This is a genomic window from Proteus sp. TSJ240517 (genome assembly GCF_047921575.1).
Classification (GTDB): domain Bacteria; phylum Pseudomonadota; class Gammaproteobacteria; order Enterobacterales; family Enterobacteriaceae; genus Proteus.
The window spans coordinates 154,436-170,902 of the sequence record NZ_JBLRMH010000008.1 but is presented as its reverse complement, the minus strand read 5'-3'; the positions used below and the strand labels follow the sequence as shown (position 1 = coordinate 170,902).

General features: G+C 37.8%; 12 protein-coding genes. 9 read left to right on the top strand and 3 right to left on the bottom strand.

Translation table 11 applies throughout. The features are described 5' to 3' along the window. The first annotated feature begins 1 nt into the window (after position 1). Complete coding sequence (gene nuoM, locus ACNARN_RS14410; protein WP_198619770.1) at positions 2 to 1,531, top strand: NADH-quinone oxidoreductase subunit M; 1,530 nt, start codon at positions 2 to 4, stop codon at positions 1,529 to 1,531. Positions 1,532 to 1,537: 6 nt separating this feature from the next. Then, positions 1,538 to 3,007 carry an NADH-quinone oxidoreductase subunit NuoN gene (nuoN, locus tag ACNARN_RS14405; RefSeq protein ID WP_198619771.1) on the top strand — a complete coding sequence of 490 codons (1,470 nt, stop codon included), beginning with the start codon at positions 1,538 to 1,540 and terminating at the stop codon, positions 3,005 to 3,007. A gap of 59 nt (positions 3,008 to 3,066) precedes the next feature. On the opposite strand, the gene ACNARN_RS14400 is transcribed toward nuoN, so the two are convergent. Further along, a complete protein-coding gene (locus ACNARN_RS14400) occupies positions 3,067 to 4,110 on the bottom strand; it encodes an alpha-xenorhabdolysin family binary toxin subunit B (protein WP_198619772.1) in 1,044 nt (347 codons plus the stop codon). Positions 4,111 to 4,125: 15 nt separating this feature from the next. Continuing rightward, entirely contained in the window at positions 4,126 to 5,340 is a 1,215-nt protein-coding gene (locus ACNARN_RS14395) for an alpha-xenorhabdolysin family binary toxin subunit A (RefSeq protein WP_198619773.1), read from the bottom strand. Between the two features lie 210 nt (positions 5,341 to 5,550). Here ACNARN_RS14395 and ACNARN_RS14390 point away from each other — a divergent pair, with 210 nt between their 5' ends. The 7 genes from ACNARN_RS14390 to ACNARN_RS14360 all read left to right on the top strand — a co-directional run bounded on the left by ACNARN_RS14390 (position 5,551) and on the right by ACNARN_RS14360 (position 14,819). Continuing rightward, positions 5,551 to 6,882, top strand: coding sequence for an isochorismate synthase (locus ACNARN_RS14390; protein ID WP_109374130.1), 1,332 nt, complete (start codon positions 5,551 to 5,553; stop codon positions 6,880 to 6,882). Positions 6,883 to 7,228: 346 nt separating this feature from the next. Next, the gene (gene menD, locus ACNARN_RS14385; protein WP_198630027.1) at positions 7,229 to 8,923 is read left to right on the top strand and encodes a 2-succinyl-5-enolpyruvyl-6-hydroxy-3-cyclohexene-1-carboxylic-acid synthase; all 1,695 of its coding nucleotides are present in this window, start codon (positions 7,229 to 7,231) and stop codon (positions 8,921 to 8,923) included. Then, complete coding sequence (gene menH, locus ACNARN_RS14380; protein ID WP_198619775.1) at positions 8,898 to 9,665, top strand: 2-succinyl-6-hydroxy-2,4-cyclohexadiene-1-carboxylate synthase; 768 nt, start codon at positions 8,898 to 8,900, stop codon at positions 9,663 to 9,665. The genes menD and menH overlap by 26 nt, the downstream gene beginning before the upstream one ends. Before the next feature lie 12 nt (positions 9,666 to 9,677). Further along, positions 9,678 to 10,535, top strand: a complete 858-nt coding sequence (gene menB, locus ACNARN_RS14375; protein WP_109374133.1) for a 1,4-dihydroxy-2-naphthoyl-CoA synthase — start codon at positions 9,678 to 9,680, stop codon at positions 10,533 to 10,535. Next, positions 10,535 to 11,506 (top strand): o-succinylbenzoate synthase, encoded by a 972-nt coding sequence (menC, locus tag ACNARN_RS14370; RefSeq protein WP_196533809.1) that lies wholly within the window; start codon positions 10,535 to 10,537, stop codon positions 11,504 to 11,506. The genes menB and menC overlap by 1 nt, the downstream gene beginning before the upstream one ends. Further along, positions 11,494 to 12,918 (top strand): o-succinylbenzoate--CoA ligase, encoded by a 1,425-nt coding sequence (gene menE / locus ACNARN_RS14365; RefSeq protein ID WP_416304599.1) that lies wholly within the window; start codon positions 11,494 to 11,496, stop codon positions 12,916 to 12,918. Before menC ends, menE begins: the two co-directional genes overlap by 13 nt. A 173-nt stretch (positions 12,919 to 13,091) precedes the next feature. Beyond that, the gene (locus ACNARN_RS14360; RefSeq protein ID WP_416304598.1) at positions 13,092 to 14,819 is read left to right on the top strand and encodes a M10 family metallopeptidase C-terminal domain-containing protein; all 1,728 of its coding nucleotides are present in this window, start codon (positions 13,092 to 13,094) and stop codon (positions 14,817 to 14,819) included. 108 nt (positions 14,820 to 14,927) lie between these two features. Here ACNARN_RS14360 and ACNARN_RS14355 read toward each other — a convergent pair whose 3' ends face one another. Further along, complete coding sequence (locus ACNARN_RS14355) at positions 14,928 to 16,382, bottom strand: catalase (protein WP_198619778.1); 1,455 nt, start codon at positions 16,380 to 16,382, stop codon at positions 14,928 to 14,930. Positions 16,383 to 16,467: the final 85 nt, after the last annotated feature.

Sequence of the window (16,467 nt, the reverse complement as noted above, 5' to 3'; positions counted from 1 at the left end):
CATGTTATTACCCTGGCTAATACTTATTCCCTTCATCGGTGGCCTGCTAAGTTGGCAGGCTGAACGAATCGGCTCGCAAGTCCCTCGCTGGGTTGCGTTGCTGACGATGGGATTAACACTCGTTATTTCTGTGCAACTTTGGTTGCAAGGCGATTATCAACTACTTAGTGCTGATGGAGCACCACGTTGGACAGAGTTTTTCTTTGTGCCGTGGATCCCTGCTTTAGGGATTAATATCCAATTTGCACTTGATGGTATGTCATTGCTGATGACTGTATTAACTGCGATTTTAGGTATCTTAGCAGTACTTTCATCGTGGAATGAAAATCAGCCATCACAAGGTGCTTTCCATTTTAACCTGCTGTGGATTTTAGCTGGTGTGATGGGGGTATTTTTAGCGACTGACCTGTTTTTATTCTTCTTCTTCTGGGAAATGATGTTGATCCCAATGTATTTCCTGATTTCTTTATGGGGACACAAAGGAAGTAGTGATAAAAAACACGTTAGTGCAGCAACAAAATTCTTTATCTATACACAGGCAAGTGGTCTGTTAATGTTGCTGGCCATTATCGGTCTTGCGGTTGCTTTCTACCGTGAAACGGGTATTTGGACGTTTAATTATGACACCTTATTACAAGCACATACGGTATTAGGCTCTGAACTGCAATTTATTCTGATGTTAGGTTTCTTCGCGGCATTTGCAGTAAAAATGCCTATCGTACCTGTACATGGCTGGTTAGCGGATGCTCACGCAGAAGCACCAACAGCAGGCTCTGTTGACTTATCAGGTATTTTGCTAAAAACAGCGGCTTACGGTCTATTACGTTTTAACTTACCACTCTTTCCTGAAGCGTCAGCGTTGCTGGCACCTGTGGCGATGTGGTTAGGTTTAATTACCGTATTCTATGCAGCACTGTTAGCCTTCCGTCAGACTGATATCAAACGTCTTGCGGCTTACAGTAGTATTTCTCACATGGGCTTTATCGTGATTGCGATTTATGCCGGCTCTGTATTGGCTTACCAAGGTGCGATTATTCAAATGATCACCAACGGTTTGTCAGCTGCGGGTTTATTTATCATGTGTGGCATGCTGTATGAGCGTTTAGGTACGCGTGATATGAACCAAATGGGTGGATTGTGGAAAAGCATCCGTTTCTTACCTGCGTTTTCACTGTTCTTTGCGGTTGCCTCTTTAGGTATGCCAGGAACAGGTAACTTCGTGGGTGAGTTTATGATCCTGTTTGGTACTTATGGTAACTTTAAGCTGATCACCATTATTTCGGTCTTTGGTTTAGTCTTTGCTTCTGTCTACGCGCTGTGGATGATGCAACAGGCTTACTATGGTTCACCGAAAACAGCTGAAAGAACCTATAAAGGGTTAGATCTGAGAGAATTCTTTATCCTGATCACATTGGTTGTTTTACTGGTTATTTTGGGTTTCTTCCCACAACCTGTATTAGACACATCAATATCAGCGATGGAAAATCTCCAGACTTGGTATTCCGCTTCTATTTCAACAGTAAGGCCGTAATTCGCCATGACAATAACTCCTGAACAATTGATCGCAATGCTACCGCTATTGATCGTCGGATTGACGGTGGTGGTTGTGATGCTGTCCATTGCATGGCGACGCGATCATTTTACCATTGCCACTTTGACAGCTACGGGTTTCATCATTGCGCTGGGCTCGCTCTATTACGTTAATGCATTAGGCGTAGTGGACGTGACCACGCTTTACCACGTTGATGGATACTCAAGCTTCTTTACTGCACTAGTGATCCTTTCTGGTATTGGCACTATTGCTTTTGCTTATCCTTGGTTAGAAGGCTATCAAGATAACAAAGAAGAGTTTTACTTGCTGATTGCGATTGCGGTAGTCGGAGGAATTTTACTCTCGTCTGCTCATCACTTCGCATCGATGTTTATTGGTATTGAATTACTGACATTACCGCTGTTTGGTCTTATCGGTTACGCATTCCAACAACGTCCATCACTGGAAGCAGGTATCAAATATATGCTGCTTTCTGCGGCAGCCTCTTCTTTCTTACTATTTGGTATGGCACTTCTTTATGCAGAAGCAGGGGGGCTCTCCTTTGCTGCAATGGGACAAAGTTTAAGTGATAGCAATATCCATAAACCATTAGTACTTGCAGGTTTAGGTATGATGTTAGTGGGAATTGGATTTAAATTATCTTTATTCCCATTCCAATTATGGACACCCGATGTTTACCAAGGTGCGCCAGCACCAACGGGCGCGTTCTTAGCGACGGCAAGTAAGATTGGTATTTTTGCTGTTGTTATGCGTTTATTCCTTGAAGCGCCAGCTGCGGATAGTGAAACCTTACGAATGATCTTAGGTTTCATGGCAATTGCCTCTATCTTGTTTGGTAACATCATGGCGTTAACGCAAAAGAGCGTAAAACGCTTATTGGGTTACTCTTCCGTATCACACCTTGGTTATCTACTCGTGGCATTAATTGTGCTGCAATACAGCCCTGTATTAGCACAAGAAACCGCTGAAATTTATTTAGCTGGTTACTTGTTTGCAAGTCTCGGGGCGTTTGGTGCTATTGCAGTAGCGTCAAGTCCTTATCGTGAAAGCGAAATGGATTCACTGGAAGATTACCGCGGATTATTCTGGCGCCGTCCTGTAGTTGCTGTGGTGATGTCACTGATGATGCTATCACTGGCAGGTGTACCAATTACATTAGGTTTCATTGGTAAACTGTATGTCATCATTGCGGGCATTAGCTCAAGCTTATGGTGGTTAACAGGTATGGTTGTGTTAGGTAGTGCGATTGGCTTATTCTACTACCTACGTGCTGCGGCTATTGTCTTTTTACGCAAACCAGACAATGACAACACTCCTGCGATTTCTACAACATCACAAAATATGGCAACATTTGTTGCGTTAATCTGTGCAGTTGTTGTGATTGCCTTAGGTGTATGGCCACAACCACTGATTGAATTAACGAATTTTGCGATTATTGCACCCGCAATCAACTAATCGTAATAACGTATCGTTAAATAATAAAACGGCTCTTTTATAGAGCCGTTTTTTAATTATTATTGATAAATATTTATTTTGTCTGCGCTCTCATAATATAAAGAGAAATCATCTAAAAATGAGAAGATAGGAATAATAATCTCTTCATTTAATAAGCTGTTATTTTCTAATGTTGATATTTTTAAGGCTATTTCCCGCCAACTTTCAGATAGAAATGTTAACTGTTTAATCAATATATGAAGAAAGTAATCAATATCCATAATATTATAATGATGTTTCATATTTAATAATATTTTTTGCTGCTTAGCTTTTAATTGATGAAGGCTCTTTATTTGTGATAAATAAAGCGAAGTAAGTTGATGCCGAGTTTCAACAACTTTACTATAAGAAAATCCAGAGTCTAACGTAGAAAATAAATTACTCAGTATTTTTACCAGTGAAGATAAAACATTTTTTTCTTGTGTTTCAATATTAAGATCTTCAATTTGTTGTTGCTGAGGAAGTTTGTTTTTGAACAGATCGAAAAAATTTCTTTTATGTAAGATATCTTCACTATCACGTATGATATCTAACTCATTTTTTGTTGTTTCGGAGGCGCTTTCTAAGATAATAATCTCTTCCGAACAGATTTTAACATCATTTTCTTTATTATAGATAAAAGGTATTACTTTATTTGTGAGGGATTTATTTTTTAATTTATTGATTTCAATTGAAAGTGAATGAGTATGTTCATTTATCATTTTCTCTATTTCATTTATTTCATTTGAAAATATATTGATTATTTCTTTTCTTTTTTTTTCTAATTTATTTTTTATTTCATTATCAAGATTTCCTGTTTTTATCTCATTGTCAATTTCATTTATTGTTTTAAAAATATCATTAAATAAACTTTGCCTTAATCTGCTTTTTAAACTCAGTGAAAAATAAATAATGCGTTCAATATTTTTATTGTTTATTTCTAATAGATTATTGACTTCTCCCTCAAGTGTACTATCTAGATAACATTTACTATTACTTAAAGAGAGAATATTTCTGTGCGCATGAAATAATTGATTATGTTTAAAACATTCTTCTAAATTGACGGGTTTTTCATTATGACTCATAACAATATCCTTTTGTTAATCTTTAGATGAATAAAATGTAGAAAGAGCATCATCAAAAGAGAGTAAGATCTCCTTTGAGTAACCAATGACCATATACCAAGGCGCGATAATCTTTTCTAAGTAAATACTAAATTTAATCAGCTCTAATGCACTGTTAATTTTATTAAAATGTGTTATTGATGCTTCTATTTCTGTTAAGATGGCTTGCCATACATATTCAATATGTTCTAACGCCATATTTGTATCTTCGATAAATAGTTCTATTTCAGATAATTCAATATAGAGTGTATTTAAATGCAAAGATAAGCCTTCATAGATATCGATGTCAGCATTGATTTTTTTCACCTTTTGAATAAGTTCATTTTTCTTTTTACGTATGACTTCGGCTTTTGCCCCGAATATTCCACCTGTGATAATAACACCAATAACACCTATTGCTAGCCCTGTAAATGCAAGACCAACATAGTGTTTATATTCATCTTTGAGTATTTCTATTTCTTCAACGAGTAAATCTCGTTCTTCAATAAGTGAACGACTATTATCTGTATAAAACTCATTAATAAATCTTTTCTTGTTAAGAATGTCGTGATAAATAGAATGATGATTAACATTCTGGCTATCTTTGCCTCCCATTATTTTACTTCTAAAGGTAGATAAGCTGTCTTTTATTTTTATGGTCTTATCACGTTCATTTTCAATATCCTCTTTCATACTTTCTAATATATGAATTAATTGTGTTGAAACTTCTTTATCTTGAGATGTGTATCGAATATTTTTTAACTCTTGCTCAGAAATGTCATTAATAATAGTAGATATTTTAGTTAATAAAGGCATTTGACTAATAAATAAAATGACACTTTCACCTGTAGAAGTGATTTCTCTACCCATTATTTCTAAATCAATTGCTTGTTGCTTTATTGCATATTCAATTTGATTCCATTCAAATGCATGCTCCCGTATTTGAATGAACAGAGACAAAATATTATCAGGAGAGAGTTGTGATTCATTTATTTTACTGTAATGAATAAATTTGATGACATCATCTATTTTGTAAGGAAGAGAAAGTGCTTTATTAACATAAGACTTTATTTTTATTAAATCATGAGATGTCACAATACCCGGTAATCGACCATTTTCGATATCTATTCCTAATATTAAACCGAGTGCAACTTTGGGTATATCGGAGGTCTCAATGATTTTATCGACATGTTCATAGATGGTTGTATCCATATAACCTCACTTATGTATGAAAATTTTTATCTTTACCACTTTATCTAATGAAGATGTGTTGGTTATTTCAGAAGTGCGAGTTAATGCTTCTACTTTGTAACATGAAAAATACAAAACTTTGATAAATGACAAAGGTTATAATTAATCAGCCCTTTGATAATTCGTATAGAGACGTATAATCTCCTTTTTAATTAGTTGTGGGTATTTGGAGTGGAAAAGGTTAATCCTGTGTTTTCGACACTGTACGAAAAAGTTAAAAATATAAATCTGACAGCACAAGGTAATCTTTTACATTTGAAAGTCACCTTGCCAGCAGAGGTTTCATTTTCATTGCTCTCATGGCTTGCTGCGCAGTCGTATTATCCTCAATTTTATTGGCAGCATCGTGATGAACATGAAGAAGTGGCAGCCTGTGGACAATTACGCTGTTTCAATCATATTCAAGATGCACACCAATTTTTAGCTGTGCACCAATCGGATCCCTGTATTGATGATGTACGTATTTGGGGCTTAAATGCATGGGATACTATTATTCCTGGTCGTATTGATGAAAAAAATGGCGATGATGCCTACCTTTTTCTGCCACGGATTGAAATTCGACGCCACCAGCAACAGCTTTCCGTTCATCTAAATATGTTGAATGAAGGTGATAAACAAAGCACCTTAGATTTTCTGCAAACTTTAAATCAAGCGCTGGATATTGAGCCGCTTGCTGTTTCTGTGGTTTCGGTGAATCACTCCTTAACGCAAGCTCAGTGGGTCGATTATCTCACTCTTGCATTAGATGAAATACGTCAAAATCATTTTGAAAAAGTGGTACCTGCGAGAGCAACTTGCTTGACGTTGGATAATCCGCTAAAAGCGATTCAATTTATGAAAGCAAGTCGTGATGTGAATCATCACTGCTATCATTATATGCTGGCTTTTTCGCCTTCTGATGCATTTATGGGGTCAACCCCAGAACGATTATATAAACGTGATGAGTTAATGCTGTATACCGAAGCGTTAGCAGGAACGGCTGCCAGCTCTGACAATGAACAGCAAGCGACAGAATTTGCAGATTGGCTGATGAATGACAAAAAAAATCAGCATGAAAATCTGGTGGTGGTTGATGATATTTGTCAGCGATTACAAGGAGGTGTTGAAGGTATCGATGTTTCAGCAGCGGATGTGATCCGACTCCGTAAAGTGCAACATCTTCGTCGTTATATACATGGGAAACTGATTGATTCTGATGATATTGACTGTTTAAAACGACTTCAACCTACCGCCGCAGTATGTGGTTTACCTCGTAGTATTGCTCGCGCTTTTATTCGTCAACATGAACCTTTTGAGCGCCGTTGGTATGCGGGTTCAGCAGGATATTTAGGATTACCACACACAGAATTTGCAGTAAGTCTACGTTGTGGTGAACTGCATGATGATACTCTGACACTTTATGCAGGTGCAGGTGTTGTTGCTGGTTCAGATCCGTTACAAGAATGGACTGAAATTGAGAATAAAGCGGCGGGTTTGCGTACATTGCTAGAAAAAGAAAATTAATTTATTACAGATAACCTCAAATTTATTAAATAGCATCATTAAAACCATCAAAATTTGATGGTTTTATTTTAAGCACATTTTTAGTGCTACTTTTCAATTAACTATTGCGATTTGTTAACTAATTGATGCTATTCTTTAAGCCACTTGTGCTATTTATTCTTATTCTTAACGATAAAAAGAGTTCATTGAAAATAGAGTGGATGATTAGCCTAAATAATGCACTCTTTGAGTGTTTCTTTAACGATTTATTTAACGAAAACGACTGTTCATTGAACTAGGCTAAAGAAAAGTATTTAGGAACAGATATTATAATAGCAATTGCAGGTTTTCGTTGTTGGGATGATCAATGTCTAATAGTTCGTTTAATCGCCAATGGGCTAAAGTTATACTCGAAGCTTTGACTCGTCATGGTTTACGCCATATCTGTATTGCACCTGGATCTCGTTCGACACCTTTAACACTTGCCGCAGCCGCAAATCATAAATTAACCTGTCATACGCATTTTGATGAGCGTGGATTGGGGCATTTAGCATTAGGGCTTGCAAAAGCATCGAAAGAACCGGTTGCTGTTATTGTGACATCGGGTACCGCGGTGGCTAACCTATATCCCGCTTTAATTGAAGCAGGATTAACGGGTGAACGAGTGATCTTTTTAACCGCAGATAGACCGCCAGAATTAATTGATTGTGGTGCGAATCAAGCAATTCGTCAGCAAGGTATTTTTGCAACTCATCCTTCAAAAACACTCTCTTTACCACGACCAACAACTGATATTCCCGCAAGTTGGTTAGTTTCTACACTTGATAATGCGATGAATACATTGGTTCATGGCGCATTACACGTTAATTGCCCTTTTGCTGAACCGTTATATGGTGATGATGTTGAAACATCTACGCCGTGGACTGAGGCATTAGGCCATTGGTGGCAAAGTGATAAGCCGTGGTTACAAGAATCCCTTTTTACCTCTGTATCGACGCATCCTCAATGGGATGTTATACGTCAGAAAAAAGGAGTGGTTATCGCAGGACGTATTAGCCCAGAAGAAGGTGTCGAAGTTGCCAAATGGGCATCTCAATTAGGTTGGCCTTTATTGGGTGATGTTTTATCACAAACGGGGCAACCGTTACCTTGTGCCGATTTATGGTTGAACAATCCACAGATAAAATCAGAATTAAATAAGGCTGAAATCGTTATTCAATTTGGTTCAAGTTTAACAGGTAAACGCTTATTACAATGGCAAGTCGGGTGCTCTCCAAAAACGTATTGGATCATTGATCCTATTCCGGGGCGCTTAGATCCTGGTCATCATCAAGGTGAGAAATTTACGTTATCACCGATGCAGTGGTTAACGGCACATTCTGCGGTTGATAATTCACCGTGGACTAATGTATTAACTAATATAGCCAAACAAACCTATAAAAAAGCCAGTGAAATAACCGATTATTTTGGTGAAGCACAGGTTGCGCACCAATTAGATAAATTACTTCCTAATGATGGACAATTATTTGTTGGCAATAGTCTGATAGTACGATTAATCGATGCATTTGCTCAGTTACCACAAGGTTATCCTGTGATGAGCAATCGAGGCGCAAGTGGTATTGATGGCTTAATTTCAACATCTGCGGGTGTTCATCGTGCAACAGAAAAGCCAACATTAACAATATTGGGTGATTTATCTGCACTGTATGATTTAAATAGTTTAGCGTTGCATCAACAAGTTTATGCGCCTAATGTTATTATCGTAGTGAATAATAACGGTGGGCAAATATTTTCAATGCTACCAACGCCAGAGGCAGAGCGAGAACGCTTTTACTGTATGCCTCATTCACTAAATTTCAAACACGCAGCTGCAATGTTTGGTTTGCATTATGTATCACCAACAAGTTGGGATGCACTGTTAACGACAGTTCAGAAATGCTGGGTAGGGGCGCCAATAACGACATTAATTGAATTAATTGTTGATGATACCGATGGTGCAAAAACATTAAATCAGCTGGTAAAACAGGTAACATCTCATGACTTTAGCATGTCAGCGATATAATACCCATAATGAAGGGCCTTGGTTAGTTTGGTTGCATGGGCTATTAGGTGAGGGTTGTGAATGGGAGCCTGTCATTCAAGCTTGCCATGAATATCCATCACTTGTGATTGATTTGCCTCGTCATGGTGATTCTGCTTCTATCAGCGTGAAAAATTTTGTTGAAGTGAGTACGTTGCTGACAGATACACTAAAAGAGCAAGGTGTTGACCACTATTGGCTAATTGGTTATTCGTTAGGTGGCAGGATTTCGATGTATCATGCGTGTTTTGGTGATACTACGGGATTAATGGGGTTGATTGTAGAAGGTGGAAATCCAGGTTTATATGATGCAACGGAAAGACAAAATCGCATTGCACATGATAAACGCTGGGCTGAGCGTTTCCGTAATGAACCTATCAGTGACGTATTGACACAGTGGTATCAGCAACCCGTATTTGCCGATCTTAGTGATGAGAAACGCCAATTACTCGTTGAAAAACGTTGTCGTAACGCTGGTTTTTGTATTGCAGAAAGTTTAGAAACGCTTTCTTTAGGCAATCAACCTTGGCTTGTCACAGAGTTGCAGCAACTCACATTGCCGTTTATTTGGCTTTGTGGTGAAAAAGATAATAAATTTCAATCTATTGCGCAGCAGTATTCGCTGCCATTAACGACTATCCCGCAAGCTGGTCATAATGCCCATCAGGCACAGCCTGTTGCTTACGCTGCGGTGATAAATCATGTTTTATCCCTCTTTGGTTAAAGGAACCTAATTATGCTTTACCCGAGCGAAGAAAAATTATATGCACCGATTGAATGGCAGGATTGTTCTGAAGGTTTTGAAGATATCCTCTATCATAAATCAGTCGATGGCATTGCAAAAATTACGATTAACCGCCCGCAAGTGCGTAATGCTTTCCGTCCTTTGACAGTGAAAGAGATGATCCAAGCATTAGCGGATGCTCGTTATGATGACACCATTGGTACTATCATTTTAACGGGTGCTGGTGAAAAAGCGTTCTGTGCAGGTGGTGATCAAAAAATTCGCGGGGACTACGGCGGATACCGTGATGATAGCGGTACACATCACCTGAACGTGTTGGATTTCCAACGCCAAATCCGTACGTGTCCAAAACCTGTTGTGGCAATGGTCGCGGGTTATTCTATCGGTGGTGGCCATGTGCTTCATATGATGTGTGACTTAACCATCGCTGCTGAAAACGCAATTTTTGGTCAAACTGGTCCTAAAGTCGGTTCTTTCGATGGTGGCTGGGGCGCTTCTTATATGGCACGTATTGTAGGCCAAAAGAAAGCACGCGAAATTTGGTTCTTATGCCGTCAATATGATGCAAAAGAAGCATTAGAAATGGGATTAGTGAATACCGTTGTTCCTTATGCAGATCTTGAAAAAGAAACGGTGCGTTGGTGTCGTGAAATGCTGGAAAATAGCCCAATGGCATTACGTTGCTTAAAAGCTGCATTAAATGCAGATTGTGATGGTCAAGCGGGTCTTCAAGAATTAGCAGGTAATGCAACCATGCTGTTCTATATGACTGATGAAGGTCAAGAAGGCCGCAACGCCTTTAACGAAAAACGTCAACCTGATTTCTCTCGATTTAAACGTAACCCATAATGCGAAACGCCAAACTCTATTCATTCAGCCTTCCTGTTGATGCAGGCGTTGTGTTGCGTTATCAAAGGCTAAAATCGCGTGATGGTTTTCTTGTCTGTTTAGAGCAAAATGGCAAACAAGGATGGGGTGAAATTTCACCTCTTCCTGAGTTTAGCCGTGAAACTTTAGAACAAGCCCAAGAAGCCGCACAATCTTGGTTAACGGCTTGGTGTGCAGGTGAAAACCCTGTTTATAGTGAACTACCAAGTGTCGCTTTTGGTATTAGCTGTGCATTAGCAGAGCTTGAAGGTACTTTGCCACAAGAAGCGAATTATCGTGCTGCACCTTTATGTAATGGCGATCCTGATGATTTGATTTTAAGCCTTAATGATATGGAAGGTGAAAAAGTCGCTAAAATCAAAGTGGGTTTATATGAAGCTGTGCGTGATGGAATAGTCGTTAATCTGTTATTAGAAGCCATTCCAGACTTAAAATTAAGATTGGATGCGAACAGAAGTTGGACGCCAGCAAAAGCCGAAGGATTTGCGAAATATGTAAATCCTGCATGGCGAGATCGCATTGCATTCTTAGAAGAGCCATGTAAAACACCAGAAGAGTCACTCGCTTTTTCACAGGCTACAGGGATTAACATCGCTTGGGATGAAACTGTGCGTGATGAAGGTTTTGAAATCAAACCTCAAGCGGGTGTAACAACGATTGTTATCAAACCTACATTGGTGGGAAGTATTGAACGCTGCCAATCTTTTGTTGAACAAGCACATGCTTTAGGACTAGATGCCATTATCAGTTCAAGTATTGAAAGCAGCTTTGGGCTGACTCAATTGGCAAGAATTGCGCAGTGGTTAACGCCTAATAGCACTCCAGGGCTCGATACCGTTGATTTAATTAAACAACAACTTATTCGTCCTTGGCCAAATGTGGATATTCCACTTATATCTCTTGAACAACTAGAGACAGTATGGCAACAGTAGTTCCATTTAAACAATGGCCGTGGCATCAATGGGCACAACTCTACCCAAATGAAACGGCCATCATTTCAGGTGTTTCACCTATTACATGGCAGCAACTCAGTTGTCATATTAATCACTTAGCTAACAATTTTGCTAAACAAGGTGTTGATACACAAAGCATAGTGTTGTTGCGTGGAAAAAATAATCTCAATCTTGTTTTTGCATTACTCGCTGTTTTTCAATGTGGAGCTAAGGTTTTACCTTTAAATCCACAACTTCCAAAGTCTTTACTTGATGATTTATTGCCTCATTTAAATATTGATTTTTATGCTGATCTGAGTGAGTCAACGCTAGATCTGGATGCGACTTTGCTTGATCTTAATGGTGTTGAGTTTAATAACACACCACGTCAACACAAAAATGAAATAGAAGATGTGCAGTGGGAGCCATCTCGTATGGCAACGCTTATTTTGACATCGGGCTCATCGGGTCTACCTAAAGCGGCTGTTCATACTTTTGATGCGCATCTTTGCAGTGCGGAAGGTGTTTTATCATTAATGCCCTTTGAGAAAGGTGATAGCTGGTTGCTCTCTTTACCTTTGTTTCATGTATCAGGACAAGGCATTCTTTGGCGTTGGTTGTTACGTGGCGCAACGCTGGTGGTGCGTGAAATGCATCCTTTTATTGATGCATTACAAGGTTGTACTCATGCTTCTTTAGTCCCTACACAACTTTGGCGTTTCTTACAAAATAAAGCGCAACAAGATAGGCAACACTCGATCAGCTTAAAATCTGTTTTATTAGGTGGTGCGATGATCCCCATTGAATTAACGCAAGAAGCAGAACATTGGGGAATTCAATGCTGGTGTGGTTATGGCATGACCGAAATGGCATCCACTGTTTGCGCCAAACGCGCAGATGGTAAAGCGGGAGTAGGGCTACCATTAAAAGGCAAAGGTGTAAGAATACTCGATGATGAAATTCAGATTAAATCAGACAGTGTTGCTTTAGGTTATTGGTTTGATGGTAAATTAAAACCGTTATCACTCACTGCGGATGGCTGGTATTCAACACGAGATAAAGGTGACTTTATCGCTGATGAATGGTGTGTTTTAGGACGCTTGGACAATCTCTTTTTTAGTGCTGGCGAAGGTATTCAACCAGAAGATATAGAAAAAATTCTTAATACACATCCAAGTGTTAGTCAGTCTTTTGTTGTCCCTATTGATGATGCTGAATTTGGGCAACGTCCTGTCGCGGTTGTGGATGCAGAAATTGAAATAATCAATCAATTACCACAGTGGTATTACATCCGATTAGCAGGATTTCAACGACCTATTGCTTGCCTACAACTCCCTGAAAGCCTTAAAAATGGGGGAATTAAAATTTCCCGTAAACAAGTGCAAGAGTGGGTGAAAACTCAATTAGGGTAAATAGTTACCCTAATAAATAACACTTTATAGATAATATTATTAATTTAATAAATTGTTATTATTATTATATTGCTCGGTTGAACACTTTATATTTGTGTTTTTTTTTAAATATTATTGTTTTTGAGTACGTAAAATAATCATCTCTAATTAATTATTAATAGAGATTATCTTTTATGAAAGTAAATAATAAAGAAAAAACACCTGGATTTAATACTATTATTGATATCATGAAGACCATGATGCCAACATTAAGATCGGAAAATTCAGAGCTTGATAAAAGCATCACTAAAATAACATTTAGTTTTCCTGATTGGAGTCAATTAAGAGGTCAAGAATATAAAACCTTAACAACAATGAATGACTCCCAAAAAAATGCGGTAAAAAAATCACTGCAACAATACAGTGATATTGCAAATATTGAATTTATAGAAAAAGATAATCAGCATGATACGCATATAAAATTTGGTGTTTATAACAATATAAATGAATTAACGAAAGATTATGATTACTCAACTTTAGGCGTAGCCTCGTATTTCAATGAACATTTAGATCAAAATAAAAAGATAGATAAAGTAAGTGATTACAGTTTAGATGGACAAGTTTGGATTAATATTTCTGAAACTGGGCTTATCTCTGTGGTTAATACAAGATTACATACAGAAGAAGAAAAAGAGAAACTACATTCATTTAAAGAGAATGCCGATGGTATTGTGACTTATTTTGAAGGATTAGATGACTGGGTTTTCCTGTATAAAAATAACAATGATAATGGACATATAAATAATCCAGAAAAAACATTGGGTCTCGGCTCTGCAATAAGAAAAACGATAATACATGAAATAGGGCATTCTCTTGGTCTGTCTCATACTTTTACGAGTGATTCTGAGTTACCTGATATTGAAGAAAATAGCCTAAAATATTCAATTATGGCTTATGAAAAACCGAAAAAAGAATACGCAGATTTTGGCGTTAATTACCCAATGAATCCATTATTATTGGATACTTATCTTATCCAAAAATTGTATGGGAAGAATATGACCACGCGAACTGGAGATACAATTTATGGGTTTAATTCTAATACAGAAAGAGATTTTTATAGTTTACATTCGACAGATGATGTTTTGGTCAGTTGTATTTGGGATGCTGGTGGTAATGATATTTTAGATTTTTCACAATATAACGTAAATCAGAAAATTAATTTAAATGAAGGGACTTTTTCTGATGTCGGTGGATTACGTAGTAATGTTTCTATTGCTTTCGATGTCGTTATTGAAAATGCCAAAGGGGGGCTAAGAGATGATTATATTATAGGAAATAGTACGGATAATGAATTATGGGGTAATAAAGGAAATGACACATTATTAGGTCGAGAAGGTAACGATACGCTATATGGTGGGTTAGGCAATGATATTCTTTTCGGGGATGATGGAAACGATATTCTTATCGGTGAAGCAGGAAATGACGTTCTTTTTAGTGGCAGCGGCGATGATTTATTATATGCAGGGCCGGGTGATGATACATTAATAGCAAGTGCGGGAAATAATATTTTGTATGGTGGTTATGGTAATGATACCTTTATTATAAAAAATGGTAATAACATTATATCAGCTAACCAAGGAAAGGATATCTTTATTTTTAATTTATCAGAAAAGGCAAGTGGTAATAATGTTATTTTTGATTTTAATAAAGAAGATGATGTTCTATTATTTAAATCAGAAGTAGATGACCAAATTATTAATCCAAGATTAGTTCAGTCGTTTACAGGGAATAAAAATGAGTTAACGCTAGACTATGAAGACAATAAAACCATTATTAAGATTATGACGGTGGAAAATCTAAATGTGCCGAATTTAGTGATTAATGTTACCGGGCAATTTAGTTATGATGAGCTTCTTTGTTAACAAGAAAATAATTAGTTTAGCGATAAATAAAACCTCCTAATTACCAATATATTAATAACTAGGAGGTTTGTTTTTGCCGAGTTGCTCACAGGGCTTCTTATTATAGGGTTATTTAGCGTCTTTTTTTGCTAATGCTTTCATTGCTTTTTCAACACCAGCACCATATTCAGGATGGACTTTCTTAAATAGGGCAATTTGGCGTTTTTGTGTATCTTTACTTGCTTGAATTAATTCGCCTGCGATGCGAGCAAACATACGTTGGTGCTCTTCATCACTCAGTAATTCATACAGTGCACGAGGTTGACTGAAGTAATCTTCATCTTCACGATGGTTCCAGTGATCCGCCGCGCCTTCGATAGATAATGGTGGCTCTTTGAAATTAGGCTGTTCTTGGAACATACCGCCATTATTTGGCTCATAGGTAATACCGCTGCCACTATTACCATCAACACGCATTGCACCATCACGATGATAATTGTGGAATGGGCATTTAGGAGCATTAACAGGGATCTGATGATGATTAACACCTAAACGATAGCGATGTGCATCACCATAAGAGAATAGGCGACCTTGTAGCATTTTATCTGGTGAAAAACCAATACCAGGAACGATGTTGGCTGGGCTAAATGCTGCTTGCTCTACATCAGAGAAATAGTTTTCAGGATTACGGTTTAATTCAAAATAACCCACATCTATTAATGGATAATCCGCATGAGGCCAAACTTTAGTTAAATCAAAAGGGTTATAAGGAACTTTCGAGGCTTCTTTCTCGGGCATTACTTGAATTTGTAAATTCCAACGTGGGAAATCACCGCGCTCAATAGCATCAAATAAGTCACGTTGTGAGCTTTCTCTGTCTTGACCTACTAGCATTTGCGCTTCATCATCCATCAGATTTTTAATGCCTTGTTGGCAACGGAAATGAAACTTAACCCAAAAACGCTCGTTATCTTTATTAATAAAGCTATAAGTGTGACTACCAAAACCATGAATAAAGCGATAACTTCTTGGTAAACCGCGGTCGCTCATATCAATGGTTAACTGGTGTAATGCTTCAGGTAAATGAGAGAAAAAATCCCATTTGTAAGCTAAATTACGCAGATTAGTTTTAGGGTCACGTTTTACAACGTGGTTTAAGTCAGGGAATTTCAAGGCATCACGAAGATAGAAAACGGGCGTGTTATTACCCACCATATCCCAGTTACCTTCTTCGGTATAAAATTTTAATGCAAAGCCACGAATATCACGTTCGGCGTCCGCTGCACCTCTTTCACCTGCAACAGTGGAAAAGCGAGCAAACATGTCTGTTTTTTTGCCCACTTTAGAGAATATTTTAGCACGAGTATATTTCGTAATGTCGTGAGTCACTTTAAATGTACCAAAAGCACCAGAGCCTTTTGCGTGCATACGTCTTTCAGGAATAACTTCACGATCGAAGTGAGCAAGTTTTTCTAGAAACCAGACATCTTGAAGTAACATTGGGCCGCGAGGGCCTGCTGTCATCGAGTTGTTATTGTCTACAACCGGCGCACCAGATGCCGTTGTTAGCTTTTTCTTTTCCATCACATATCTCCAGTTTATGAAATAATGAACGTTCTAAAAAATAGCATGTGTGAATAAAACGAAGCGAACAGCCTTATACTTATTA